Below are 23831 nucleotides of genomic sequence, written 5' to 3' on the forward strand. Positions count from 1 at the left end.
TCAGTAGAAGTATCATCTACTACTGGGCTGCGCCTTGTTTTTATAAATATCATTAAGCTTCAACTGTTGCTTTCTGCGGTGCTTTGCTGCTCATTGCGATGAACAATGCTAAACCAATAAACATGAGCCCACTCATACAAATGAAACCTACTCCTGGAGAATATCGATCGATGACGATGCCTAGCCCAGTTGCGGAAACGGTTTGAAGAAGCAACGAGATGGCCATCCATACCGAAGTCGCTCGCCCCATGTATGATTTTGAGACAGTTTCCATAAGTGTTGTTGTCATTAAAATCCGTAACGATGAGTTAGTTAGTCCGATCAGCACACTGCCGAAATACAAAATGAGTATAAGAGAGTTAAACGCCACTGCTAGCAAATTCAGAACAGCTACTATGAAAAACAATAATATCGTTCCATTGTGTGAAAACTTCCTCGCTAACGGTGCTGCAATAAATCCTGATAACAGTCCGCCTATGCCATAGAACATATCGGATAACCCGAATACAACGGAATCTCCTTTAACCGTGTCACTAACATAACCAGGAAGTACAACGTTAAAAACCATTGTGGAAACGAGCGGAATGATAGACACGACACCCAACAGAAATAAGTAAGGCCTTTCCGCCAAATAACGTATCCCATTTTTGAACGTTTCGACGAATGATTCTTCGCTGTTTTCAACAGGCAGAGGTGTATGATCAATTCGACTCAAGAAGAAGCTGCCAGCAATAAAGGCAAGTGCATTAAGAAGCAAAATGATCTCGAACCCCACATATTTATACAGGATGCCTGACAAGGCTCCAGCCATAAACATCCCAACTTGCAAGCTGATCTCTATCAATGAGTTGCCATGGATAAGATCCTTCTCCGGTAAAATTTCTTGCACTAAACTTCGTGAAGCCGACATGTACAATGTCCATCCCATTCCGTTGATGATGGCGAATGTATACAAATATTCGACCTTAAAGCCCGTTAATAAGAAGCCACCCATAATAAGGAGCAATGCTATAGCACGTGTCCAATGTGCCCACAAAATGATCGTTTTTCTGTTCCATTTATCGATAATCGTCCCTGCAAATGCGGATATTAGGAAACCGGCTATTACATTTAATGAAAGCATCAGTCCAACTGCGGTTATCGAGCCTGTCTGATCCATCAAATACCAGTTGGCTCCAATGGTACTCATCCCGACTCCAAAGCCGGAAACGATATCCGAGATAAAATAATTCCGAAATCCTCTTGGCTTCAGTACGCTAAAAAACATCCGTACCACCTACAATATCTCTTATTTGTTGCTGCAATGGTTCAAGTCCAAATCCTAGATAGGACAGCACATCCTTATGCGTACCGCCATAGATCGGCCAATGCTCGCCGCAATGATGAGCATAAACCTGCTTATCTGGCAACAAAAGTGCCAAATAGGATGCTGTGCCACCTGTAGCACGATGCTCCTCTACAACTAGAAAGCGGTCTGTTAACGTCCGTAGTTGCTCAACATACGATTTCAAACTAGCGGTATCGACATAAACAACATGTACATGGACAATAGAATCGTCCCATTGAATGATCTGCTTGCATAACTCCGTCGCCTGCTCGCCAACGGAAATAACACATAACCGAAAAGAATCTGCTCGCTTATTTCCATCTACAATAATGTCACTACAAGGAGTATCATCCTGACGGAACAAGCTTTCAAAAGCATCGTTTCTAGATAGTCTAATATAGTAAGGCTCATCCGAAATCGCAGCTTCTTGAATAACTTTCCTAGTTTCCTCTTCACCGTGTGGACATGCGATTCTAATATTTTGAAAAGATTGCACGACAGCGATATCTTCAAGCGCATGATGAGTTGTGCCGAACCAGCCGCCGGATACACCGCCATATGCGGCAACGACCTTCACATTTTTGCCCATGTAGCCCATCGTAAGTTTAATGCTTTCGGCAGCTCGCAGTGCCGCAAAGGAAGCAAAGGTAGAAAAAAACGGGACATATCCGGCTTCCGCCAACCCCGCAGCGACATCAATGCCAGCAAGTTCAGCAATCCCCAAGTTGAAAAAACGATCGGGATGCTGCAACTGAAATGGATGATCTTTGCCGCCTAAATCTGCCTCGATACATATAATTTGTTCATTGTCCGAAGCAAGCTTAGCTAGTTCATCCTTATAGGAATCTCTTCCTGACTTTGTTGTCATACGAGACTCACCTTCCATTTCGTAGCGACCTTCGTAGGAATTTTTACATAATGTGCTCCCGGATGACCTTCAATGGCAGCTACACCTTTCCCTTTGATCGTGTTCGCAAGAATAGCTACTGGAGCTTCAGTAGCTGGAACGATGGCGTCAATAATCTCTTCGAAATGATGTCCATCAATTTCTCGAACAACAAATCCAAATGATTCAAATCGTTGCCGCAAATTGCGGATTGGCGAAATGTCTTGAACGTAGCCATCATTTTGCCCGCCATTGCAATCGATGATATAGACGAAATTAGTAATGGATTGTGCTTGAACAATTTGAGCGGTTTCCCAGCAAAGTCCTTCCTGTAATTCACCATCTCCGCCAATTACGATCGATACTCCGCCAGTTCCTTTTAACTTCTGTGCTAATGCCCAGCCTGCGGCATATGGAATGCCATGTCCTAAACTTCCCGTTGCAAAAGGAATGCCCGGAAGCTTATGATTTGGATGCCCTGTGAACAAGGAGCCATTTGCGCCATAACTGTCAGCAGGATTCTCCACTATAATGCCGTACACATGAAGTGCAGCATACAGGCCGGCAGCGGCGTGCCCCTTGCTAAGAATGATTAACGAGCTGGGGTCATTGCTATATTTTGCATAGGCTCCGATAAGCAAATCAATCGCTGACAAACTTCCGCCGATATGACAGCCGGTAGGTGCTGCTGCCATATCGATGATCAATTTTCTCGCTTCTTTAGCCCTTTCGATGAGAAAGGAAATTTCTTCGTTGTGCTCGATTTGAGCAGGAAGGGTTTGCTCCATTTAAACCTCCGTTCGGAGCTGAAACCACTCGGTTACAGCCTCTTTCAATATTGTTCTTGCGGATTGCACCTCTTCATTGTGCAAATATTCATCATTCGTATGGTCTAAGCTTGCATCCCCTGGTCCATAAGCAACCATTGGAACGTTAGACCATGTTGTTGCCAGTGTGTTCATATCGCTTGTTCCACGTTTTTTGAGATAATGGATTGATTTTCCTTGGCTTGCGAAACCGCGTACAAATGCTTTGACCAGTGTATCAGAACGAGAATTAGCATAACCCGGCGTCGACCGTAATACCTCAATCGATATCCCCTCGCCAAAAGTGAGGTCAATTTTATCTTTATAATCATTGCCTGCTTGCGGTGAGATTCTAAAGTTTAATATGCCTATGGCGGTCAAGTAGCCCTGCTCATTACGATGTGAAATATCGATAAGTGAAGACAGCGACTGAGGATCGACATCGCGCACTCGTGTACGTATATCTGATACCACGTTATACAGTTCGTCAATGGCACTTATGCTGTCTTTGGCCGCTGTATGTTCCTGAGCACGATGAATTGTAATCTGCAACTTAAACAATCCATAATAACCAAGTGTTAAGCTGTCCTCTCCGCTTGGTTCACCGATAATGACTGCATCTGCCTTGTAATGATCTCGGATATAAAAAGCGCCTTTGGACGTTGATATTTCTTCTTCAACAGCTCCAATGACAAGTAACGTTCCTTGCTCTGGCACATCAACATCTTGCAGCATATGAACGAAATTTACAAAGCAGCCTTTTGCATCTACAACTCCTCTGCCAGTTAAACCATTTGCGTCTGTACCTACTTGCCACACATGCGGAACGGTATCGATATGTCCTAAGAGCAGCAGCGTGTTTGGTCCACTACCTTTTCGGAAAACAACGTTGCCGACTTCGTCTACATGACCAGATACAGATGGATCAATAATGGTATTAACTAAATAATGCGCCAGTTCATGCTCATCTTGTGAAACCGAAGGGATACGCACAACTTTATTGAGCAAATCGAATGCGCCAAGATTGTGCCCTATGTTCCAAAACCATGTTTTGCCGCCATTTTCAATTGTGTGTGGACCAGTTATTGCAACATCGCAAATGCCTTGCTGAATAGCGAGCTGTGCAGCACGCACCTTCTGTTTCATCCTTCCTTTAACTGATGGCAACTCATCGGTTGTGTAGACATCAGGAATGGTAGATGACGCATCATCGATGTCTGTCAACAACCCTGCTGTCCCTGTTACAAATCGCAAATGATGGGCTTCTAGGTCAACAGCAAGATGAGCTGCTAATACATCCGCATCAATGTTAATATAGTTGGCAAGCTCGGGTTCCCATATTGGTGGTGTCAAACAAACAACATCGAATTCAGCTAATGCAGCTTTTAGAAATGAGATATGACTGCCAACGAATTGACCGAACAACGAGTCGCGGACGATCACTGTTTTCCCATCCTTGACTGCTTTTATCGGCTTCGCCTTTTGTCCGTAGACAATCCCTTGATCGCCACCAAGCTGAGCGAAGAGTGATAGACCAAATCCATTGAGTTGTTCTCTTACGATAGAAACAATATTTTCATGATAAGCCGCTCGTATTATAGGCATTTCCTCAGGTGAGCAGTAGCGCACTTCATCGCCTGACGGCAATGTGAGAAATGGCATAGGGCGTTCGATGGCTTCATATTTTCTCTTAATCGCTTCCGCTCCGCCTGCAACAAGCAACAGCTGATTCCCACGTTTCACGATACGATTGATCTCTTCAAAAATGTTAGGGTGGTTAACTATCGTACTGCTGCCGAGCTTGATCACATACAAACTGCCGCTGCTCATTAAGGCCATGCTCCTTCCCTATCAAATAACAATGCCGTCTCTTCCGGGAAGTCGAAATAGAGATTAGCAGCTTGCAGCGCTTGCCCTGCCGCTCCTTTGATCAAATTATCGATTGTTGCAATAGATACACAATTCCGTCCATCCACATAAGCGCCAACCTCTGCAACGTTTGTCCCAACAACTGTTTTGATCATAGGTGAGACATTTCCTGAATTAAAATAATGTAAAAACGGCTTGGAGGAATAAGTGCTATAGAACGCTTTTTTCACATCGACTGCGGTTACACCCTCTTTTAACAATGAATAGGAAGTTGCCATTATGCCGCGGGGAAGATCGAGACTATAAACTGAAAATTGCAGATCCACTGTACGATCCAAATGATAGTTCAGCGCATGTTCGACCTCCGGCTTATGACGATGACCATGAACTTTAAACGCTCTAAAGTTGTTGGCTCGTTCAGCATGATGTTCCGTCGTCGACTTCCCGCCGCCGCTTGAACCTGTTTTCGCATCTGTAATGACACGATCCTCAATTAACTGGTGCGCTACTAGAGGATATAGCGTATAAAGTGTCGCCACAGCCATACATCCAGGCAGGTTAACGACCTTCACCGAGCGGTTGATGCTGCTGAACTCAGGGATGAAGTAGTGCCATCCTTCTTCGAATGGGTTATTTAGCGTCTCAGGATAATGTTGCTGCAATAGATCAGGATCAGAAATGCGATAATCTCCGCTAACATTGAAAATATAGTCTGTATGCGTAGCAACTTGCCCGATAATTTTAGGCAAAGCGCCAGTAGGCAAACATGAGAAGATCGCATCGTAATGTCCTTCTAATGACGCTATTTTGCTAAACTTTAAAGAGCTTGGTTTTTTTTTGTGAATGGAACCGATGTAGTATTTATCTACTGGTAAACCCGCTTTTGATTCAGATGAAACAAAATCAACTTCAAAATGGGAATGCCTGCTAAGCAACCGATACAATTCAGCGCCAGTGAACCCGCTACCGCCTAATATGGCTACTCGTCTCAGATTGTCGCCTCCGCTCATCCTAATCTAGCATCTCTTTCATAGGGTGCTTTTAAATCACCGCCTCGTTCTACGAGTTCACGAATAATATGCGGGTTCGCATCGATCTTTTTAAATGCTAAAGCATAAGCTTGAATTCTCTCGAATTCGATAGGTGTTCTAAGTTCTCTGCATATCGTTAAACTGTTGCGGAGCATTTTTAGCGTTTCAGGGAATAAGGCAACGTCGTAACCAAAATCTGTACGATCGGATAAAGTGAAAGGATATCCTTTGCCGAACCCTTTGCGGTTTTGGAATGGAAGATGACCAGGAATCGGCACATTTTGCCACTCGCGCGCATACACTCCTTCCGAGTTAATAAGCTGCTGGACAGCATCTTTTATTCGGAAGTCCTCCAAATCCTGTAGTCCATGCCGCTCAGGATGCAGCTTCACACGATACATATTGTAGCTATGCTTGTAGCCTTCAGGCACATATGGTCCACTGAACAATTTGGTTTCTGACAGCGCGTTTGTTAAATACGCAGCATTGCGAGCGCGAATCGCATCATAATACGGCAAACGATCCAATTGACTCAGGCCGAAGGCAGCAGCGATCCATGACATGCTGTAGTCGATACCAGATGAATCAAGGAATGCCAATGCACGATTATAATCTTCCTTCTCTTTGAAGAAGGCAATGCCGCCTTCCCCACCAACAGGGAAGTTTTTGTCAGCCATCAAGCTTTGACCTGCGCCATCACCTATCGAACCTGCTAACTTGCCATGAATAGAAGCGGAATGAGCATGAGAAGCATCTTCTACTAGGCGGAGCGAATACTTGTCTGTTAGCTGTCTTAACGCGGACAAATCTGCTGGCAATCCATGTACATGGACAGGCATAATTGCTTTTGTTTTACTCGTAATCGCTAGTTCAGCTTTAGCTGGATCAAGGCAATATGTGATGGGATCGATATCTACAAATATCGGAATAGCTTTTGCCGCAACTACAGCTTGAGCTGTTGCAATAAACGTAAAGGCAGGAACGATGACTTCATCCCCCGGCTGCACGCCAACGCCAACTAAAGCAAGATGAAGGCTAGATGTTCCGCTTGCTGTAGCTATCGCATAATTAGCGCCGACATAATTGCGATAAGCTTCTTTAAACTCCTCTACAACGTCTTCGCCATTTTGCTGAATGGAGACGAACATCTGAATAACGTCTTCTTTCGTTATAATTGGAAAGTTTGTTTTCCTCACATCTTCAGGTATAACCGAAGGTCCGCCTTGAAAAGCTAGTTGATCCTGTATCCAATCTTCTGACGGCAAATGAAGCGGCTTACGAATAAAGTCCGTTTTCATTAGGCTGAATTCCTCCTTAAGAGAGCGATCTTCACACATGCTGCAACAAGCGGGCTCAATCGATAATTGAACTGAGCTGCTGGCTGCAGCTCAAATTCACTTTCTTCTTGTGTCCACATTGTTTGTAGATCGAAGGCACCGAATATTTTTAACCGCTCAGCCCTTTTCCATATTGTTTCATCATTGGCGGCAATTGCAGCAACTGGACCAAATCCTAAACTAGTGAAATCCAACACAATTACAGGTGCAAGACCCGTTGCACTAGCAATAAGCTGATCAATTCGGTTAAGATTCTCCCCATCGATAGCAATCGTAACAAAAGCTTGTTCAACTTGCGGATCTGCTACGAGCGATACACCTAACCATTGGAGAAATTTCTTCTGTTGATCGGTAGGATGCTCAAGTCGTGTAGTGGAGTCGTATCCAATATCTTGTCCCCATAATGCACCATGAATTGCACCTGTATAACTATTGAACAAGGATACGTATTTTGTTTTTGTAAGTTTGGCAATACTTTTTTCCAGTCCTTTTAACTCATGATCGTTTTTTTCAATACTCATGATGACACCTGAATTTAGAACTCTCGACAATACAAACGATAGTGAAAAGTAGTTTTCCTTCTGAATTGCTGCTTTAGGTATTGTTAATGTGTCACCCATTTCTTTATTTACCTCCCTGTTTACTGTGATTTAACCGTAACATTTACCCTGTTGCGTTGATCCAACGTATCTTTTACATAGTGTGCGATGTGCTGAGCTACATCGACGCCATGAATTTTCCATGACTTCGCAAACTCAGGATTTTGATTCACTTCGCAAACAACATAACGCAACTGCTTATAGTCAAAAAATAAGTCTGCTCCATAAATGCCTTCGCCTAATACATCCACTAACCGTCTGCTAATCGTAGCAATTTCTTCATTAATTGCGATTGGCTCGATTTCTGCACCTAGATGCGTGTTTGTTTTCCAGTTGTCCGCAGAAACTCGGCGGAATGCGACAATTGGTTTGTTGCCTACGATGACAACTCGAATGTCATAGTCGCCTTTCTCCACATATTCCTGTACCAGAACAGGAAATGATTGATGAGAAGGATCTACGGATTCTCTTGCGGCGATCCAACCATCCAAACATTCTTTGCCTGTTATTCTAGCGATGCCTCTACCCCATGATGATGTCGCAGGTTTAATGACGCAGATGTCTCCGAATGCCCGCAAAGCATCAAATAGCTTTGCGGGGGTGAAGGCAATTTTAAATTTGGGCTGAGGAACACCATGTTTTTCAAATACGATCGCTTGATGGATTTTGTTCGTACAAATTGTAATCGCTTTGGTGCTATTTAACGTTTCAAGCCCTGCCAGCTCTAACAGATGTGATCGATTAAGCGCATTTTTTTGAGAAAGGCATCGAATAAGTGCAAGTCCCTGGGACTCAGCATCAGATACGCCAAGCGGCAAATCCATTGAATCGAGATTTACTTGTACACGTATCCCGAGTTCGCCCAGCTGTTCAACAATACGTTGTTCTTCTTCTCGCAGCTTCGTGACACACAATAAGATAGAGCTATTCCTATCCATATTCGCTACCTACTCTCCCCAAGTTTCTTCTATCTCCGGAGCTAGAGCTATTGTGACAAGATTGGATTCAACTTGAACTTCATGTTCTTGCCCGCAAGAGTCGCATTCTACAATTTCACCTGTAGTCACTTTCTCTTCCACTTCAATGTCTGACTTGCATACAAGGCAACTTAAATCCGACATATCCTTACACCTCCTGAAATTTGGTCAAACGATTTATTATAATGGAGAATCTCCCTTATAACTTACTTAACGACTACATCCCATTGATTGACGTTGTTAAATGTTCCGATATTAAGCGGCTTACCAACTAGTACATTCTTCGAAACAACTTGCAAACGTTTCTCTGAATATACGGCTAACGTCGGAACTTCATCATGTAAAATTTGTTGCAATTGGTTGTAGATGATGTGTCGCTTAGCCTCATCGATTTCTACTTCACCTTTTTTGATGAGCTCATCGACCAGCGGGTTTTTGTACCTAATGACACTTTCAGGATCATCACTTTTGTAAGTTGTAAAATAGAGGCTTGGCTCAATATAGTAATCTCTTGTGAAGATGGTAATATCATGTTCGCCCTTCTCGACTTTATCGATCAGCGTTGGGAAATCGAACTTCTGAACATCGATTTTGATCCCTACTGATTCAAGGTTTTGCACCAAAATGTCAGCTGCTTGCTCGCGTACCTTATTGCCTACTGGAATAATAAAGGTTAGTTTGCGATTACTGTCCCAGCCGGCTTCCTTAAGCAGTTCCTTCGCTTTTTCTGGGTTGTATTCATATGGTTTAATATCTTTGTTAAAGTATGGATGAGAGCTTGGTACACCACCGTCAATAATTTCAGCCTGTCCCTTTAATAACTGATCCACAATAAGCTGACGATTTAATGCATATGCGATTGCTTGACGAACCCGATTGTCAGGCAGCTTTTCAATGTTGAAAAACAGCTCGGCTGGTTCAGATGCTGTCGCTGACGTTACCGTTACATTGTCAAATCCGTTTACTTTGTCGTAATCTGTAATCGGTACAAGTCCAACCGGCAACGAATTTAATTGAACTTCACCCGTTTGCAGTTGTGCTACTAGATTAGCTGCAGGTAAAACTTTAATAAATATCGTGTCAATTTTCGGTACAACGAGATAATAATTTTCATTTTTTGTTACCTCGACAAACTGTCCTTGCTCATAGTTCGCATATTTATAAGCACCTATGGTTACAGCAGGTTTCTGAAAGTAAGGATTGGTAGAAAGCTGTTCGATGTTAGCATCTTTCAAAATATGTTCGGGTAAGAAGTTAACTCTCACGCCAAATCGTTCATTAAAGATGAGCGGATCAATTGGTGATTTGGTCTTGATCTCAAAGGTAGTTGGATCAATAATAGTGAGCCCTTTAACTTCCGTTACTCCTTCATCAAGTTTGCCAAAGTCATTCACTCCCTCAATAAAGTTAAGCTGGAATGAAGTCTCCACTTTGGAGTGAAGTGCAACCTTTAAAGTGAACGCAACATCAGCCGTCGTAAAAGGAGTTCCGTCGTTCCATTTCGCCCCTGCTTTTAGCTTGATTGTGTACGTTTGTTTATCTTTGGTTTCAATAGAATCAGCGAGCTTTGGTATAAACTGCGCCGTATCCGTTACATCTAGCAGAGAATCATTTAGAAGATTAATTGGTGCAAGTGAAGCGGAGCTGCCTTGGGTATTAATTTGATTTAAAGTAACTGGAGCGTTAACGATCCCGATTGTTAGCGTTTTTTGGGCAGAATTTTTGCTGTTTGTAACAATTGGAGAAGGAGACTCCGATGCTACATTACTTGCTGCTGGCGTATTTGTACCGCTCTCTTTACTGCATGCAGATAGAAGTAATAGTACGATCGTAGATAAAATAATTGCTTTAAACCTAATATGATTCTTCATTGGTTTCTCTCCCTTAGTTCATCTCTCTATAAGTAAAAGCAAATAACGGCTTATTAAGATTGCCTCGTATTTAAAGCATCTCGAAGCCCATCTCCAACAAAGTTGATTGCAAGAACAGTTAAAAGAATAATAAGACCCGCAGGCATCCATAACCATTGCTGCTCCGTCAGTACAGTAAGTGATTGAGCATCATGCAGCATGTTTCCTAAGCTCGCTTGTGGAGATTTAACTCCCATACCCAAGAAACTAAGACCTGCTTCACTAAGAATGGTACCGGCAATGCCAAAAGTTGCGTTTACGATGATAGGACCTAATGCATTCGGCAATATGTGGCGTAACAGAATGCGCGGGGTACTGTACCCAAGTGCAATACCAGCTCGGACATAATCTAGGCTCTTCAAAGATAGAAGACTACCTCTCACTAACATCGCAATCGTCGGCCATTTGAATAGAGCGAGTACGATCATAATTGTACTGACGTTAGCGCCAAGCATACTGATAATGACCAGAACGACCATCATATACGGAAAGCTAAGGAATATATCAGTCAGACGCATCAGAATCATATCGATCCATTTGCCATAATAACCAGCTAGCATTCCGACGAATGTACCAAATGTCACATATATTGCGACAGTCGTAAATCCAATGAACAAGGAAACTCTCGTCCCGTAAATCAACCGACTTAATACGTCCCGTCCTACTTGATCTGTACCTAGCCAATGTGCAAAAGAAGGTGGTGCGCCGAAGGCATTTGTCACTTCATTTGGACTATATGGTACAAGCCACGGGGCAAAGAGTCCGATAATAAGCAGCAGTAAAGTCGTCACGAGCCCCCATACAGCAAGCTTATGTTTGAAAAATTTACGTCTAATTTGTCTCACATAACTCTCGATTTCGTTAGACGCTCGCCCCTCTTCTGTTCTATTTTCAGGGACGAACTGGTTCCTCTTCCATTGAACCTCTGTAGAAGACATGATCTTGCCCCTTCATCAGCCATATTTGATACGTGGATCGGCCATTGCATATAAAATATCAGAAAATAAATTCGTAGATAGAACGACGCATGCAGCTACTAAATTTAACCCCATTAATATTGGGTAATCTCTAGCTAATATAGCTTCCATCGTTAATTGTCCAATACCAGGCCATTGAAACACCTGCTCAATAATGATACTGCCGCCAAGCAACAATGGAATTTCTGCACCGATAACAGTAATAATGGGTATTAATGCATTTCGAAGCGCATGCTTGTTCGTTACGACAAACTCAGAAAGTCCCTTCGCTCTTGCTGTACGTAAATAATCTTGCTCAAGTACATCCAGCATACTGGCTCGCACATAACGCACTTTTTTCCCCGCAATAGTGATCCCGAGTACAGTGACTGGGAGAATCATATGGACAATGATATCCAGTGAGCCTCCACTACCTCCTAGCGTTGACATCCCACCAGTTGGAAGCCACTTCAGACCAATGGCTACGATGTAAATTAAGCCGAGTCCCAAAAAAAATGGTGGAATTGAAGTCCCGAGAAAGGATAAGCCTGTCAACATATAATCCAGCTTCGAATTTTGTTTAACGGCACTAATTACTCCGATTGGAATCGCAATTATTATGCCAACGAATAATGACGAGGAAGCTAGTAGTAATGTAGGACCAATGCGTTCACTAATTAATTGTGATACTGGTGCGAAGCTGCTGAATGAATAACCAAGATCCCCTCTTATGATGCCTCCTAGCCATTTGGCATATTGCACATATAACGGATCATTTAGACCAAGCATTTCCCGCTTCAGTTCTAACATTTCTTTTGGGATATTTGGATTGATCAGCATATCTACTGGATTACCAGGAGCCATATTCATGATGAGAAAGCTTAGTATCGTTATGCCCAAAAAGACAGGAAAGGCAATGAGCAATCTTCGTATAATGTAATTGCCCATCGAAGCCACTTCCTTTCTATTAAGAGATTTATGTCAGTGGATAATGACAAGCTACTCCATGCTGGTTTGTTGTTAAGACAGGTTCTTCCTTTTGACATCGTTCCTGAACATAAGGACAACGTGTGTGGAACCGACAGCCATGCGGCGGATTAGCTGGACTAGGGACATCGCCTTGGATTACAAGCTTCTTTAACTTGCGAAGTGTGGGGTCAGGTTGTGGATAGGCTTGTAATAATAGTTTCGTATAAGGATGCTTCGGCCTGCGGAACAATTCTTCAGTGGGAGCAAGCTCCACAATTTTACCTAAATACATAACGGCTATTCGAGTACTGATTTGCTTCACTGCTCCAATGCCATGAGCGATGAATAGATACGTAAGCTTTAGTTCTTCCTGCAAATCTTGAAGTAAATTGAGAATTTGTGCTTGAATGGACACGTCGAGTGCAGAAACTGGTTCATCGCATACGATTAGTTTCGGTCGAAATGATATAGCTCTGGCGATACCGATTCGTTGACGTTGCCCACCTGAAAATTCATGTGGATATCGATCACGTGCTGTGCGGGGCAGGCCGACTAAATGAAGTAATTGCTCGACCTCTTTTTGTACTTCACTTCGTTTCACAAGGTTATGAACGAGCAGCGGTTCTGCAAGAGCATCGTATATTCTTATTTTGGGGTTTAATGACGCATATGGGTCCTGAAAGATCATTTGGATTTGTGTGCGAACAGCCTTTAATTGTCTCTGTGAATAGTGTGTGATGTCTTGATTCTGGAACAAGATACGACCAGAGTTTGACTCTTCCAATCTTACGATGGAACGACCAAGAGTCGACTTGCCGCATCCGGATTCACCTACTAGACCGACAGTTTCACCTTCATACAATTGGAGATTTACATCATCAACTGCCCTGATGAATCCTGCAGCTTTTGAAAAAACACCTCTTTGAATGGGGTAATATGTTTTTAATCCTTCAACTTGTAAAAGTGGCTGCTTCGTGAATCGTTTATCTATTAATTCAAGCACCGTCATACAATTGCCTCCAGCGCTTGTTCTTGAATTGCTGATTCGGATACTTCAGGAAGCCAGCAACGCACCTGATGTTCACCACCAGCAGATATAAGCTTAGGCTGGTCTTGCTTGCAACGTTCTGTCGCATAGGAGCAGCGTGGGTGAAATCGGCATCCAGCGGGCATTTGCTGCATGGATGGTACTGCCCCCGGAATAGCATGTAATCTTTCACTGCTATACTGATCAAGTCGAGGGATTGATCTCATTAAGCCTTGCGTATAGGGATGTTTTGGTGCTCGGAAAAGATCGTAAACATTAGCCCTTTCTACAACTTGCCCTGCATACATGACGATAACTTGATCTGCCATTTCTGCGACTACACCAAGATCATGAGTAACTAGTAAGATGGCAGCACCACTCTCTTCTTGAAGCTGCTTCATCAATTGCAAGATTTGGGCTTGGATCGTCACATCTAACGCAGTTGTCGGCTCATCGGCAATTAGCAGTTTAGGTGTACATGCCAATGCCATAGCGATCATAACTCGTTGGCGCATGCCGCCAGATAATGCATGAGCATATTCCTTTGCAATGGCTTCTGGTCTTGGAATGCCTACCTTTTTCAGCATGTCTATAGCAATCGGTTTCGCTTCTTTGCGCGATTTGTTTAGATGGAGACGAACGGACTCTTCTATCTGCTCGCCGATTGGAATAACAGGATTGAGTGACGTCATCGGCTCTTGAAATATCATCGAGATTTCGCTGCCTCGCAGTCTGCGAAGTTGTTCATCAGAGCTAGTCGTAAGCGTGGAGCCGTTAAAACGTATTTCTCCCCGAGTGAGGGAACCGCTGGCTCCTAGCAAACCCATGATGGATAGAGAAGTTACACTTTTCCCGCAGCCGGATTCACCTACAATCGCAATCGTTTCTCCTTCACCGACTTCAAAGCTAACCTCATCAACGGAAATGAGTTCTCCATTTTCAGTACGAAAGGCTATTTGGACATGATCTACTTCGAGTAGTTGCCCCATTCTCCCTCACCTACTTTCAATTGGGGTGTAATTCATAAAATGATAAACCCTCATAATTCCTACCTGTTTAATAAGATTTAACTAATTTCAGCATACATGACTCTTTGACATTTGAATAATAGATTAAATCTATTTGATAATAGATAAATTGGGCTATATCTGATCCATATGATAGAAAAGCCGCATTTCTTATATCCTCCAATGGATAGATATAGGAGCAGCGACTTTAGAAGGTACTTGAAGTTACTTATTCGTTAACTGTGCTGATTAACAGCTGTAAATCGGTTTGCTGGTACTGGCAGTCCTAAATTACCACGAAGTGTATCCGATTCGTATTCTGATCGATAAATGCCGCGTTCCTGTAGAATTGGCACAACTAGCTCAACAAAATCGTTAAGTGCGCTCGGAAGTGGTGCATGGATTATAAATCCATCAGCCGCTTCTTCCTCATGCCACTGCTCAATAAGATTAGCGATACGTTCAGGTGTACCGATGAATTGACTTTTTGGTGCGGCAGAATGAAGCGCCACTTGGCGCAATGTAAGATTTTGTTCCTTAGCCGTCTTCTTAATTTTGTCCGTATTTCCACGGAAACTGTTGCTTCCAATATCGCCAAGTTCGGGGAACGGCTCATCAAGCGGGTATTGTGTGAAGTCATGGTGATCAAAAAAACGGCCAAGATATTGCAGCGCAATATCGATGCTGATCAGCTTTGTAAGCTCTGCAAATTTGGCATCTGCTTCTTCTTGCGTTTTTCCGATGATCGGACTTATACCAGGGAGAATGACGATATCATCTCGTGATCGTCCTAATGCTGCAGCACGATATTTGACATCCTTGTAGAAGAGCTTTGCTTCTTCGATATTTTCGTGTCCTGTGAACACAGCGTCAGCACTTCTTGCGGCAAGGTTTCGTCCGCTTTCAGAAGAGCCAGCTTGAAACACAACCGGCTGACCTTGTTTTGAGCGAGCGATGTTAAGCGGCCCTTCTACTGAGAAGTATTTGCCCTTATGATTAATGCGATGTAATTTATTCGGGTCAAAAAACACACCCGTTTCTTTGTTACGAACAAAGGCATCATCTTCCCATGAATCCCAAAGACCGCGCACAACATCAAGATGTTCTTCCGCAATTTTGTAGCGCTCGTCATGAGTTGGATGCTCAGATTTGCTAAAGTTTTTGGCTGATCCTTCAAGTGGTGATGTAACGACGTTCCAACCTGCACGTCCTCCGCTAATATTGTCAATTGATCCGAATTGTCTGGCAACGGTGAACGGCTCGCTATAGGAGCTAGACAACGTACCGACGAGACCGATGTTTGTTGTGACAGCCGCAAGAGCGGACAATATCGTAATGGGCTCGAATCGGTTCAAGAAATGCGGAATTGACTTTTCATTGATAAATAATCCGTCGGCAATAAAAACAAGATCGAATTTCCCTTTTTCTGCCGTCAAAGCTTGCTCCTTATAAAAGGGTAAGCTGACACTCGCATCAACTGGAACCTCTGGATGCCGCCATGCCGTTACATTTCCTCCTACACCATGAATCAAAACGCCAAACTTGACCTGTTTTCGTTTACTCATCGTTAACCTCCTCCAGTGACATTTTCATCAAAGATTACGTCGCATGCAATAATGTAGTCTTTTTTAAAAGTAATCGATAGCTAAAAACTACTGCATCTTCCTTGATTAGATCCTTGTCTTGTGCTCGTTCGAACCCTAATCGCTCATAAAGCTTAATAGCAGAAGCCATAACATCGGTAGTATGGAGATGGAGTGTGTCAGATCCCCAATCAAGTGACCAAGTGGCACTTGCGCGGATTAACTCCGTTGCTACTCCAAGCCCTCGAACATTTTGCTTAACTCCGAGAAGACGCATAATTGGAGTGTTAATATTTAATTCCGAAACGCCATAGGCAGCTTCGGACGAATCATAAAGAAAGACGCTTCCAACAATTTCACCATTAAGCTCAGCAATGATCCGAGCTTTTACTTTAGGATTAGTAACTGAGGCTTCAATGTTATCTTTGTATTGCTCCCACTTTTCCTTCGGATACAGAAACTCATATTGGGCATAAGCATTAAGAAGTACATCTTTTATCTGCTCGAGATCTGTCTCTTCTGCATCACGAACTTTGATTGCGATACCCGCCATCATTAACGCCCCTTCCTTTAAAGTGATTAGGATGTTGCTTTAAAGGTACAACTCGAATGTGAAGATCCGCTTACTCCGTTTCTAATTTTTGCGATTTGTAATAAATGAACTTGTAAATGGGCGATGAAAGCATGGATTAAAGCTGAAAGTGTGACCACATCTCCATTGGCATTGATGGATGATTTCTCCCAGTCATCTGGAGACAATCGACCAAATAGTTGACTATTATAATGAATGAGCGCTTCAAAAGTAGTAAGCAAATCTTCCGCGTTGCCTTCATTCGATTTCTGACTTGTCACCCATTCATCCTGTTTAAATGCAGGAAGACGCACCCCCGACCCAGACAATATTTCTTTAATTCGGAACGATACGATGATGCTATGATCTACGAGATGAGCAAGTACTTCTGTAACACTCCATTCGTTTGGCGCTGCTTTCCACTTTAGCTCAACATCCGTTAAATTTTCGATGGCTTGTGACAATTGCTGAGTTGTATACACATATAACTCTATGCTGACTGGTAATTGACTCATTGTTCATCCCCTGCCTTTGCAATTGGTTGGGACTTGCTAATCAATCGTTTTAATGCATCTAAAGCTAAAGCTGCGAAGAATGAGGCACTGAGCGACAAAGCCCGCTCATCTACATCAAACGCGGGATGATGCCATTCCTTTGTTCCTTCTGTACCGAAAAATACGAATAAACCTGGTGTTTTCTTTAAATAAAATGCGAAATCTTCACCTGCCGGTGATGGCAAAGGTTCAATAACTCTTAGTCCGACTGACTCTGCTGTTCGTGAAGCAAGAGCAGCCCATTCACTATCATTAACAACTGGATGTGGTCCTTCAATCCAGCTTACCTTTGCTTTCGCTTCGAAAGCATCTGCAACACTATGGACGATTTTTTCGAATCTTTGGCGAACTCTACTACGTACTCTTTCATCAAACGTGCGTAATGTTCCGTCGAACAAAGCTTTCTCAGGTATGACATTCCAAGCTGTTCCGCTATTTAATCTAGTTACACTGACAACTGCACTTTCTAGCGCGCTAACGTTGCGGCTAACGATAGATTGTAGAGCTGTTACAATATGAGCGGAAATGACGATGGGATCAATACCTGCTTCGGGTACAGCAGCATGACTGCCACGACCTTCTACCTCTACTATAAAGCCATCCGCTGCTGCCATAATTGCACCACTTTTAATCCCTACTGTTCCAACGGGCAAATCTGGTTTGTTATGCATACCAAAGATAGCTTCCACATCTTCGAGCGCTCCACTAGCGATGATTTGCAGTGCTCCCTTTGCTTTTTCCTCAGCGGGCTGGAATATAAATCTTACCGTTCCGAGCAGTTCCTTCTCCTTTTCCTTCAATAAAAAAGCCGTACCAAGTATAGCTGCGGTGTGAAAATCATGTCCGCAGGCGTGCATCTTACCTGGAAACCGAGATGCAAATGGTAAGCCCGTTTCTTCATGAATGGGAAGAGCATCAATATCCGCACGAATCGCTATAACCGGGCCACCATTAATTCCGCCGACTTCAGCAACAACTCCAGTGCGAAGCGGGTAATTAGCAATGCGAATTTCGGCATCGGTTAGCCAAGTTCGAATGGATGCTGTTGTTTCTACTTCCTCATAAGACAACTCTGGATGTGTATGCAAATGTCTGCGTATAGCAACCAATTGTTGCTGGAATGTTTCCTCTTTAACTAAAGTCATAGTTCCTCCTACTTTTGTTCGAACTTTATTGGTTTAGACAGCAAGCTCCTCGAAAGCTTCCTTCAAAAGAGTAAATGAGCGTACACGTTTATCGAAATCACTCACTACTGTCGTGAAGATAAATTCATCTACGCCAAATTTTTCTTTGTACTCCAATATTCTCGTACGAGTAGTTTCCTTCGTGCCTTTTGTTATGTCAGCATCACGAACTTCAGCTGTGTAGGTTTCACCCGCTTGCCTTGCAAATTCCTCCGCCTGCTCGACAGTACCGACATTCACCGTTTTGCCGCTGGCAAGCGTAACTCTCACACTTTTAAGTTCGCCAGCTAAAGCGATCGCCTCTTCTTCTGTATCTGCTGCAATAACCGATAACGCAAGAATAGTTCGCGGCTCACCACCATTCTCCCTGTTAAAGTCCGCACGATAAGTATCGAACGCTTGAAGCGCTGCTACTGGATCATTATTGATGAATAACGCAAACACATAAGGAACGCCTCTTTCAGCTGCAAGCTTTGCACTTGCAACACTTGTGCCTAATAAATAGATGTCGGCAGGTTGTTCTGGAATCGGACTTGCTTTGAGCCCAGCGTGTGGATGCCCTTCGCCTGCTGGTCCTCTAAGGAAAAGCTCAACCTCTGTCAGCTTATCTTCTAGCTTCGCGGTTTCTACCGGCTGTAGAGCTTTAGTTGATAAAGGCAGGCCGCCAGGTGCACGGCCGATCCCTAGTTCAACTCGGCCGGGTGCCAGCGAAGCCAGTACATTGAAATTTTCCGCTACTTTGTAAGGGGAATAATGTTGGAGCATTACACCGCCAGAGCCTATTCGAATCTTTTTTGTGCGCGCAAGTAGATAAGCAATAAGAACTTCTGGGGATGATCCGGCAAGATGACCTGAGTCATGATGCTCCGAAACCCAAAATCGTTCATATCCAAGTAACTCTGCAAGCTGTGCTAGCTTAATTGTATTTGCAAGTGCTGCTGCGGGTGAATGACCAGGAAATACGATGCTCTGATCCAAAATGCCGAACTTTAGTGTCATAGTTATCCGCTCCTAATGATTAGATCGAATAAACGCCATCTGGCGTAAACCGTTTCAGAAATTGCTTCGTTCTCTCTTCCTTTGGTGAGTTGAAAATTTCGTTCGGCTTGCCGCTTTCTACGATGACCCCATCATCCATAAAAATGACATGACCAGCTACATCTTGGGCGAAGCTCATCTCGTGGGTAACGATAATCATCGTAATTCCTTCCTTCGCTATTTTGCGAATGACTGACAACACTTCTCCCACTAACTCGGGATCAAGTGATGAGGTTGGTTCATCGAACAAAATGACTTTAGGATTAAGGGCAAGTGCCCGGGCGATGCCTACTCTCTGTTGTTGACCGCCGGACAGCTGGCTAGGATATGCGTCCAGCTTGTTACCAAGTCCTACCTTTTCTAGCAGCTCGATGCTTCGTAATTTTGCTTGCTCCTTAGGCACCTTTTGCACAATGACAAGTCCTTCCATCACGTTTTCTAATGCCGTCTTATGACGGAACAAGTTATAATGTTGGAACACCATCGCAGTTTTTTTGCGTAACGAATGAACATCTGATTTTTTGAGGCGTTTAAAGTTGACGGATAATTCATCAATCGTAATTTCACCTTCGCTTGGCCGCTCTAAATAATTGATACAGCGCAGTAAAGTTGTCTTACCCGAGCCACTTGGACCTAATATAGCAACAACCTCTCCCTTCTCGACGGTGAGGTCAATTCCTTTCAACACTTCATGACGCCCATAGCTCTTTTTGACTTGCGACAGCTTGATCATGTCACGCCACCTCGATTGTAAATATTAATTCGTTTCTCAATGACTGCAGTTACTCTTTCAATCAAAATGGTTAATCCCCAATAAATAATCGCTGCTGCGATATAGGCTTCAAGGAACTTCCAGTTTGAAGAAGCAATGATTTGTGATTTGGCAGTTATATCGACAACTGAAACGGTGAACACCAATGTAGAACCATGAAGCATACTGATTGTACTGTTAGATAGATTGGGCAAAATGATGGCAAATGCTTGAGGAAACACGATTCTGCCCATCGCTTGGGTGGTAGTCATACCTATGGAATAGGCAGCTTCGAGCTGTCCTTTATTAACAGCCAATAATCCTGCTCGCACAACCTCTGACAAATATGCCCCAGCAGTTATCGAAAATGAAATATATGCAAATCCGATCATTGGAATCGATACTGAATTAAATGACCAGCCAAATTTAACAGATAAGCTATCAACGATAAACATTAGTCCGAAATAAATAAGCAGCAAATGAGTAAGCATTGGGGTTCCCCGGATAAAGTTGACATATGCAGTGGCAATCTGTCGGAGCACTGGTATTTTGTATATTCTAATGAGAGCAATGATCGTTCCAATCGCAAGCCCACAAACCATGGATATCGATGTAATGTACAATGTCGTTGGGATAACAGAAAGCAACTCCTTCAGCGCAGTCCATATGAACGAAGGATCTAGTCTCATAAGTTGGCCTCCTTGCTGCGGATGTTCGCTGAAGTCGTAAGCTTGCGGAAAATTTTCCGATTAAGCTGCAGTTTAACTTTGGCTACGTCTGCTCCTGATTCATGACGAAGAAGACTCTTTTCCAAACGGATAAATAACTTTGCCAATATAAAGCTAACTACGAAATAGATGATGGCAAGTGAAAGATAAACTTCGACGAATCGATGCGATAAAGCGGCAATTGTTTTTGCTTTTCCCGACATTTCCATTATTCCGAGTGTAAAAGCAAGTGAAGTATCTTTCAGACTGCCAATGACCACATTGGCGAATATTGGAATAGAAATCGCCAGCGCTTGTGGAAGCACGATACGACTAAATGCTTGAAAGCCATTCATTCCTACTGCATATGCAGCTTCTACTTGCCCACGATCTACCGCAGAAACAGCACCTCTGATCAATTCTGCAATGTATGCGCCGCTGTGCAAGGAGTAGGTTAGAATAACAAACAACAATGCAGGTGCTTTGGAAGTATCAATGGCAATGAGCTTCAACACTTCAGGTACTCCGTAGTAAAAAAGAAATAATTGTATGAGTATAGGCGTTCCTCTAAAAAAGGACACATAAACTTGCGAGACTCGCCGAAGGAACGGAATCCGATAGAGCTGCGGCAGTGCGACAACAAACCCAATGAGTACACCGAGTAAGATGGAACTGCCTAATATGAGTAGCGTCATCTTTAAGGAAGGAAGCAGTTTAAGGACATACTCGAATACATAGGCGATGTCAAACTGTTGTTGACCCATCTTTAATTCTCACTCCTTTGGCAGATTCTCGACTAATCAAGTCGCCATATTTATTTCGAAAAGTCACTTCCAAGCCATTCCGTGCTCAGTTTTTTGATAGTTCCATCTGCTTTTAGTTCTTTAATCGCTTGGTCTACAGCATCTGATAACTTTTGAGATTCTGGATCATCTTTGCGGAATACATACAAAATATTTCCTTCATTAAGTGGTTTGCCTACTGTTTTGAGCTTACCTTGAGGATCTGTGACGGCTAGAAGGAAATCTGCTCCAAGAGTCGCATATGCACGTCCGGATGTGATTTGAAGCACTTCATCGTTTGCATCATTTTGCTGGTACACAATTTCAATAGCATTATTGTTCGCCTTATTATAATTTTCGAGAAGAGTAGCTTGAGCGCTTGTTGGACCAATAAGCACTTTTTTTCCTTTCAAATCATCCAGAGATTGGATCGACTCGTTGTTATCTGCAGCGACGATTATTTTGTTGCGCCAGTAAGCATAAGGTTCTTTGTTAAAAGAAAACTTTAGCTCTCGTTCAGGATTTTTTTCGAATAGATGAGCTGCTAGATCGATCTTTTTCGATTCAAGACTTAAAAGAATGTTGGAGAAGTCCAATGTTTGAAATTCGAATTCATATTGTGTAAGACGTTTGTCGATCTCACGGACCAGCTCAACATCGTAACCAGTTAAGTGCCCTTTATCGTCAAGAAAAGCAACTTGAGTAAAATCATTTCCTGTCCCGACGATGATCTTTTTTGTTTCTCCGTCTGATTTACCGCCGCTTGCTGGTTTTGCTCCCCCGTTGTTACCGCAGCCTGCAATAATTACCGCCAGTATTAACGATAATGCAAGTAGTGTCGTTTTTTTCATTTTTGCTCACTCCCGTTTTCTATGTTTTTATTCTTATAATTCCTACGTGATAAGTAAGAATTATTGTCGTGATAACTTTAGCATTCGGTTAAGAATGCGGTCAATCCATCCGATAATAGGGAGTTTCTATACGACGATGTCTTTTTTCTATATGACTGCTTTGCGGAAAGTAAGTTCTTTACCCATATCTAGAATGGAATCAACAACTAAGAGATGTTTACCGTGACAAGAAACGATATTTGTTTTTAAAGCTATACCAGCTGCTTCGGACAAATGGATCGGTATAAGCTTCCCCGCTTGAGTCTCCTCTTTAACACTTAAGCTAGGAAGAAAGCTGATGCCAACCTTCTGAATAACTAACTTTTTGGCTGTTTCCGAGTTATCCGTTAAAAATTGTATATTAGGCTGTTGATCCAAGTTTCCGAATATGCGATGAACTCGAAGCCAATCTAATGCGCCGCACTCAAAGAAAACAAGCGGCCATGCTGCTATCTCCTCAATCGTTACATGACTTTGTGCAAGAAAAGGATGTCCTTCATATACGTAGAGCTGAATTGGATCTTCGTAAAAGGCAATGGATTGCAAATTTGGATGATTAACATTTCGGACAAATCCAATATCAACCTCTTTATTTACAACTTTATTTAAAATTTCGTCCGTAGTACCTGTTATAAGTTTAAAGTGAGTATTTGGAAACTTTTGTTTCAACTGCGGCAGTATATCTGGTAGTGTATAGTTTGAAACCGAAACAGTCCCGCCGATACGCAACTCATCAGGCAGAGATTTTTTCTGATTGATGTGAAGCTTGCCCTTTTGATAAGTCATGAGCATTTGTTGTGCATAGGGTAGAAATCGTTTCCCCTCTTCCGTAATCTGAACCCCTTTGCCAAGGCGGTTAAAGAGCTTGCAATTAAGCTCTCGCTCCAGCGATTGAATTCTAGCTGTAACAGACGGCTGGGACAAATACAACACTTCTGCTGCTTTGTTGAAGCTGCCGTAATGGATAATATATACGAATGCCTCGATGTTTTCTAAATTCATCGTAATCCCCCTTATCGTTTAGAAAGCAAAAAGGAGACTTCTGCATTCAAAAAACAATGAATGAGAAG

24 protein-coding genes are annotated in these 23831 nt (G+C 42.9%); all 24 read right to left on the bottom strand.

The features are described 5' to 3' along the window. Window positions 1–52: 52 nt before the first annotated feature. Window positions 53–1267: an MFS transporter gene (locus MFF31_RS17735; protein WP_238189650.1), complete on the bottom strand. Its 1215-nt coding sequence runs from the start codon at window positions 1265–1267 to the stop codon at window positions 53–55. After that, window positions 1257–2195, bottom strand: a complete 939-nt coding sequence (locus tag MFF31_RS17740) for a transketolase family protein (RefSeq protein WP_238189651.1) — start codon at window positions 2193–2195, stop codon at window positions 1257–1259. Before MFF31_RS17740 ends, MFF31_RS17735 begins: the two co-directional genes overlap by 11 nt. Beyond that, window positions 2192–3001 carry a 1-deoxy-D-xylulose-5-phosphate synthase N-terminal domain-containing protein gene (locus MFF31_RS17745; protein ID WP_238189652.1) on the bottom strand — a complete coding sequence of 270 codons (810 nt, stop codon included), beginning with the start codon at window positions 2999–3001 and terminating at the stop codon, window positions 2192–2194. Before MFF31_RS17745 ends, MFF31_RS17740 begins: the two co-directional genes overlap by 4 nt. After that, on the bottom strand, window positions 3002–4849 hold the full coding sequence (locus tag MFF31_RS17750; RefSeq protein WP_238189653.1) for a M20/M25/M40 family metallo-hydrolase: 1848 nt from the start codon (window positions 4847–4849) through the stop codon (window positions 3002–3004). It abuts the gene before it with no gap. After that, window positions 4849–5898, bottom strand: a complete 1050-nt coding sequence (argC, locus tag MFF31_RS17755) for an N-acetyl-gamma-glutamyl-phosphate reductase (RefSeq protein ID WP_238189654.1) — start codon at window positions 5896–5898, stop codon at window positions 4849–4851. Before argC ends, MFF31_RS17750 begins: the two co-directional genes overlap by 1 nt. Further along, entirely contained in the window at window positions 5895–7217 is a 1323-nt protein-coding gene (locus tag MFF31_RS17760; protein ID WP_238189655.1) for a DegT/DnrJ/EryC1/StrS aminotransferase family protein, read from the bottom strand. The genes argC and MFF31_RS17760 overlap by 4 nt, the downstream gene beginning before the upstream one ends. Further along, window positions 7217–7876, bottom strand: a complete 660-nt coding sequence (locus tag MFF31_RS17765) for a degT/DnrJ/EryC1/StrS aminotransferase (RefSeq protein WP_238189656.1) — start codon at window positions 7874–7876, stop codon at window positions 7217–7219. The genes MFF31_RS17760 and MFF31_RS17765 overlap by 1 nt, the downstream gene beginning before the upstream one ends. Window positions 7877–7896: 20 nt before the next feature. Then, a complete protein-coding gene (locus MFF31_RS17770) occupies window positions 7897–8793 on the bottom strand; it encodes a RimK family alpha-L-glutamate ligase (RefSeq protein ID WP_238189658.1) in 897 nt (298 codons plus the stop codon). 9 nt (window positions 8794–8802) lie between these two features. Continuing rightward, window positions 8803–8976 (bottom strand): lysine biosynthesis protein LysW, encoded by a 174-nt coding sequence (locus tag MFF31_RS17775; RefSeq protein ID WP_238189660.1) that lies wholly within the window; start codon window positions 8974–8976, stop codon window positions 8803–8805. Between the two features lie 62 nt (window positions 8977–9038). Beyond that, window positions 9039–10703: an ABC transporter substrate-binding protein gene (locus MFF31_RS17780; protein WP_238189662.1), complete on the bottom strand. Its 1665-nt coding sequence runs from the start codon at window positions 10701–10703 to the stop codon at window positions 9039–9041. Between the two features lie 53 nt (window positions 10704–10756). Then, window positions 10757–11680, bottom strand: a complete 924-nt coding sequence (gene opp4C, locus MFF31_RS17785; protein WP_238189664.1) for an oligopeptide ABC transporter permease — start codon at window positions 11678–11680, stop codon at window positions 10757–10759. A gap of 15 nt (window positions 11681–11695) precedes the next feature. Further along, window positions 11696–12646: an ABC transporter permease gene (locus MFF31_RS17790; protein WP_238189665.1), complete on the bottom strand. Its 951-nt coding sequence runs from the start codon at window positions 12644–12646 to the stop codon at window positions 11696–11698. Between the two features lie 28 nt (window positions 12647–12674). Beyond that, window positions 12675–13676, bottom strand: coding sequence for an ABC transporter ATP-binding protein (locus tag MFF31_RS17795; protein WP_238189666.1), 1002 nt, complete (start codon window positions 13674–13676; stop codon window positions 12675–12677). Continuing rightward, window positions 13673–14683: an ABC transporter ATP-binding protein gene (locus tag MFF31_RS17800; protein ID WP_238189667.1), complete on the bottom strand. Its 1011-nt coding sequence runs from the start codon at window positions 14681–14683 to the stop codon at window positions 13673–13675. The genes MFF31_RS17795 and MFF31_RS17800 overlap by 4 nt, the downstream gene beginning before the upstream one ends. A gap of 254 nt (window positions 14684–14937) precedes the next feature. After that, window positions 14938–16266, bottom strand: coding sequence for an LLM class flavin-dependent oxidoreductase (locus MFF31_RS17805; RefSeq protein ID WP_238189668.1), 1329 nt, complete (start codon window positions 16264–16266; stop codon window positions 14938–14940). 34 nt (window positions 16267–16300) lie between these two features. Continuing rightward, window positions 16301–16840: a GNAT family N-acetyltransferase gene (locus MFF31_RS17810; protein ID WP_238189669.1), complete on the bottom strand. Its 540-nt coding sequence runs from the start codon at window positions 16838–16840 to the stop codon at window positions 16301–16303. Window positions 16841–16863: 23 nt separating this feature from the next. Beyond that, window positions 16864–17370 (bottom strand): DinB family protein, encoded by a 507-nt coding sequence (locus tag MFF31_RS17815; protein ID WP_238189670.1) that lies wholly within the window; start codon window positions 17368–17370, stop codon window positions 16864–16866. Beyond that, complete coding sequence (locus MFF31_RS17820; RefSeq protein ID WP_238189671.1) at window positions 17367–18554, bottom strand: amidohydrolase; 1188 nt, start codon at window positions 18552–18554, stop codon at window positions 17367–17369. Before MFF31_RS17820 ends, MFF31_RS17815 begins: the two co-directional genes overlap by 4 nt. Window positions 18555–18587: 33 nt before the next feature. Next, entirely contained in the window at window positions 18588–19592 is a 1005-nt protein-coding gene (locus MFF31_RS17825) for an LLM class flavin-dependent oxidoreductase (RefSeq protein WP_238189672.1), read from the bottom strand. Between the two features lie 19 nt (window positions 19593–19611). Then, a complete protein-coding gene (locus tag MFF31_RS17830) occupies window positions 19612–20364 on the bottom strand; it encodes an amino acid ABC transporter ATP-binding protein (protein WP_238189674.1) in 753 nt (250 codons plus the stop codon). Next, window positions 20361–21071: an amino acid ABC transporter permease gene (locus MFF31_RS17835; RefSeq protein WP_238189676.1), complete on the bottom strand. Its 711-nt coding sequence runs from the start codon at window positions 21069–21071 to the stop codon at window positions 20361–20363. Before MFF31_RS17835 ends, MFF31_RS17830 begins: the two co-directional genes overlap by 4 nt. Next, the gene (locus tag MFF31_RS17840; protein ID WP_238189678.1) at window positions 21068–21853 is read right to left on the bottom strand and encodes an amino acid ABC transporter permease; all 786 of its coding nucleotides are present in this window, start codon (window positions 21851–21853) and stop codon (window positions 21068–21070) included. Before MFF31_RS17840 ends, MFF31_RS17835 begins: the two co-directional genes overlap by 4 nt. Before the next feature lie 50 nt (window positions 21854–21903). Beyond that, complete coding sequence (locus MFF31_RS17845) at window positions 21904–22722, bottom strand: transporter substrate-binding domain-containing protein (protein WP_238189680.1); 819 nt, start codon at window positions 22720–22722, stop codon at window positions 21904–21906. 147 nt (window positions 22723–22869) lie between these two features. Further along, complete coding sequence (locus MFF31_RS17850) at window positions 22870–23763, bottom strand: LysR family transcriptional regulator (RefSeq protein ID WP_238189682.1); 894 nt, start codon at window positions 23761–23763, stop codon at window positions 22870–22872. Between the last annotated feature and the right edge of the window lie 68 nt (window positions 23764–23831).

This window comes from Paenibacillus sp. L3-i20, from assembly GCF_022180385.2.
Lineage (GTDB): Bacteria > Bacillota > Bacilli > Paenibacillales > Paenibacillaceae > Pristimantibacillus.

Excerpts from the sequence above, each read along its gene's own strand:
- MFF31_RS17735 (WP_238189650.1), bottom strand. The coding sequence starts at position 1,267 with ATGTTTTTTAGCGTACTGAAGCCAAGAGGATTTCGGAATTATTTTATC.
- MFF31_RS17740 (WP_238189651.1), bottom strand. The coding sequence starts at position 2,195 with ATGACAACAAAGTCAGGAAGAGATTCCTATAAGGATGAACTAGCTAAG.
- MFF31_RS17745 (WP_238189652.1), bottom strand. The coding sequence starts at position 3,001 with ATGGAGCAAACCCTTCCTGCTCAAATCGAGCACAACGAAGAAATTTCC.
- MFF31_RS17750 (WP_238189653.1), bottom strand. The coding sequence starts at position 4,849 with ATGAGCAGCGGCAGTTTGTATGTGATCAAGCTCGGCAGCAGTACGATA.
- argC (WP_238189654.1), bottom strand. The coding sequence starts at position 5,898 with ATGAGCGGAGGCGACAATCTGAGACGAGTAGCCATATTAGGCGGTAGC.
- MFF31_RS17760 (WP_238189655.1), bottom strand. The coding sequence starts at position 7,217 with ATGAAAACGGACTTTATTCGTAAGCCGCTTCATTTGCCGTCAGAAGAT.
- MFF31_RS17765 (WP_238189656.1), bottom strand. The coding sequence starts at position 7,876 with ATGGGTGACACATTAACAATACCTAAAGCAGCAATTCAGAAGGAAAAC.
- MFF31_RS17770 (WP_238189658.1), bottom strand. The coding sequence starts at position 8,793 with ATGGATAGGAATAGCTCTATCTTATTGTGTGTCACGAAGCTGCGAGAA.
- MFF31_RS17775 (WP_238189660.1), bottom strand. The coding sequence starts at position 8,976 with ATGTCGGATTTAAGTTGCCTTGTATGCAAGTCAGACATTGAAGTGGAA.
- MFF31_RS17780 (WP_238189662.1), bottom strand. The coding sequence starts at position 10,703 with ATGAAGAATCATATTAGGTTTAAAGCAATTATTTTATCTACGATCGTA.
- opp4C (WP_238189664.1), bottom strand. The coding sequence starts at position 11,680 with ATGTCTTCTACAGAGGTTCAATGGAAGAGGAACCAGTTCGTCCCTGAA.
- MFF31_RS17790 (WP_238189665.1), bottom strand. The coding sequence starts at position 12,646 with ATGGGCAATTACATTATACGAAGATTGCTCATTGCCTTTCCTGTCTTT.
- MFF31_RS17795 (WP_238189666.1), bottom strand. The coding sequence starts at position 13,676 with ATGACGGTGCTTGAATTAATAGATAAACGATTCACGAAGCAGCCACTT.
- MFF31_RS17800 (WP_238189667.1), bottom strand. The coding sequence starts at position 14,683 with ATGGGGCAACTACTCGAAGTAGATCATGTCCAAATAGCCTTTCGTACT.
- MFF31_RS17805 (WP_238189668.1), bottom strand. The coding sequence starts at position 16,266 with ATGAGTAAACGAAAACAGGTCAAGTTTGGCGTTTTGATTCATGGTGTA.
- MFF31_RS17810 (WP_238189669.1), bottom strand. The coding sequence starts at position 16,840 with ATGATGGCGGGTATCGCAATCAAAGTTCGTGATGCAGAAGAGACAGAT.
- MFF31_RS17815 (WP_238189670.1), bottom strand. The coding sequence starts at position 17,370 with ATGAGTCAATTACCAGTCAGCATAGAGTTATATGTGTATACAACTCAG.
- MFF31_RS17820 (WP_238189671.1), bottom strand. The coding sequence starts at position 18,554 with ATGACTTTAGTTAAAGAGGAAACATTCCAGCAACAATTGGTTGCTATA.
- MFF31_RS17825 (WP_238189672.1), bottom strand. The coding sequence starts at position 19,592 with ATGACACTAAAGTTCGGCATTTTGGATCAGAGCATCGTATTTCCTGGT.
- MFF31_RS17830 (WP_238189674.1), bottom strand. The coding sequence starts at position 20,364 with ATGATCAAGCTGTCGCAAGTCAAAAAGAGCTATGGGCGTCATGAAGTG.
- MFF31_RS17835 (WP_238189676.1), bottom strand. The coding sequence starts at position 21,071 with ATGAGACTAGATCCTTCGTTCATATGGACTGCGCTGAAGGAGTTGCTT.
- MFF31_RS17840 (WP_238189678.1), bottom strand. The coding sequence starts at position 21,853 with ATGGGTCAACAACAGTTTGACATCGCCTATGTATTCGAGTATGTCCTT.
- MFF31_RS17845 (WP_238189680.1), bottom strand. The coding sequence starts at position 22,722 with ATGAAAAAAACGACACTACTTGCATTATCGTTAATACTGGCGGTAATT.
- MFF31_RS17850 (WP_238189682.1), bottom strand. The coding sequence starts at position 23,763 with ATGAATTTAGAAAACATCGAGGCATTCGTATATATTATCCATTACGGC.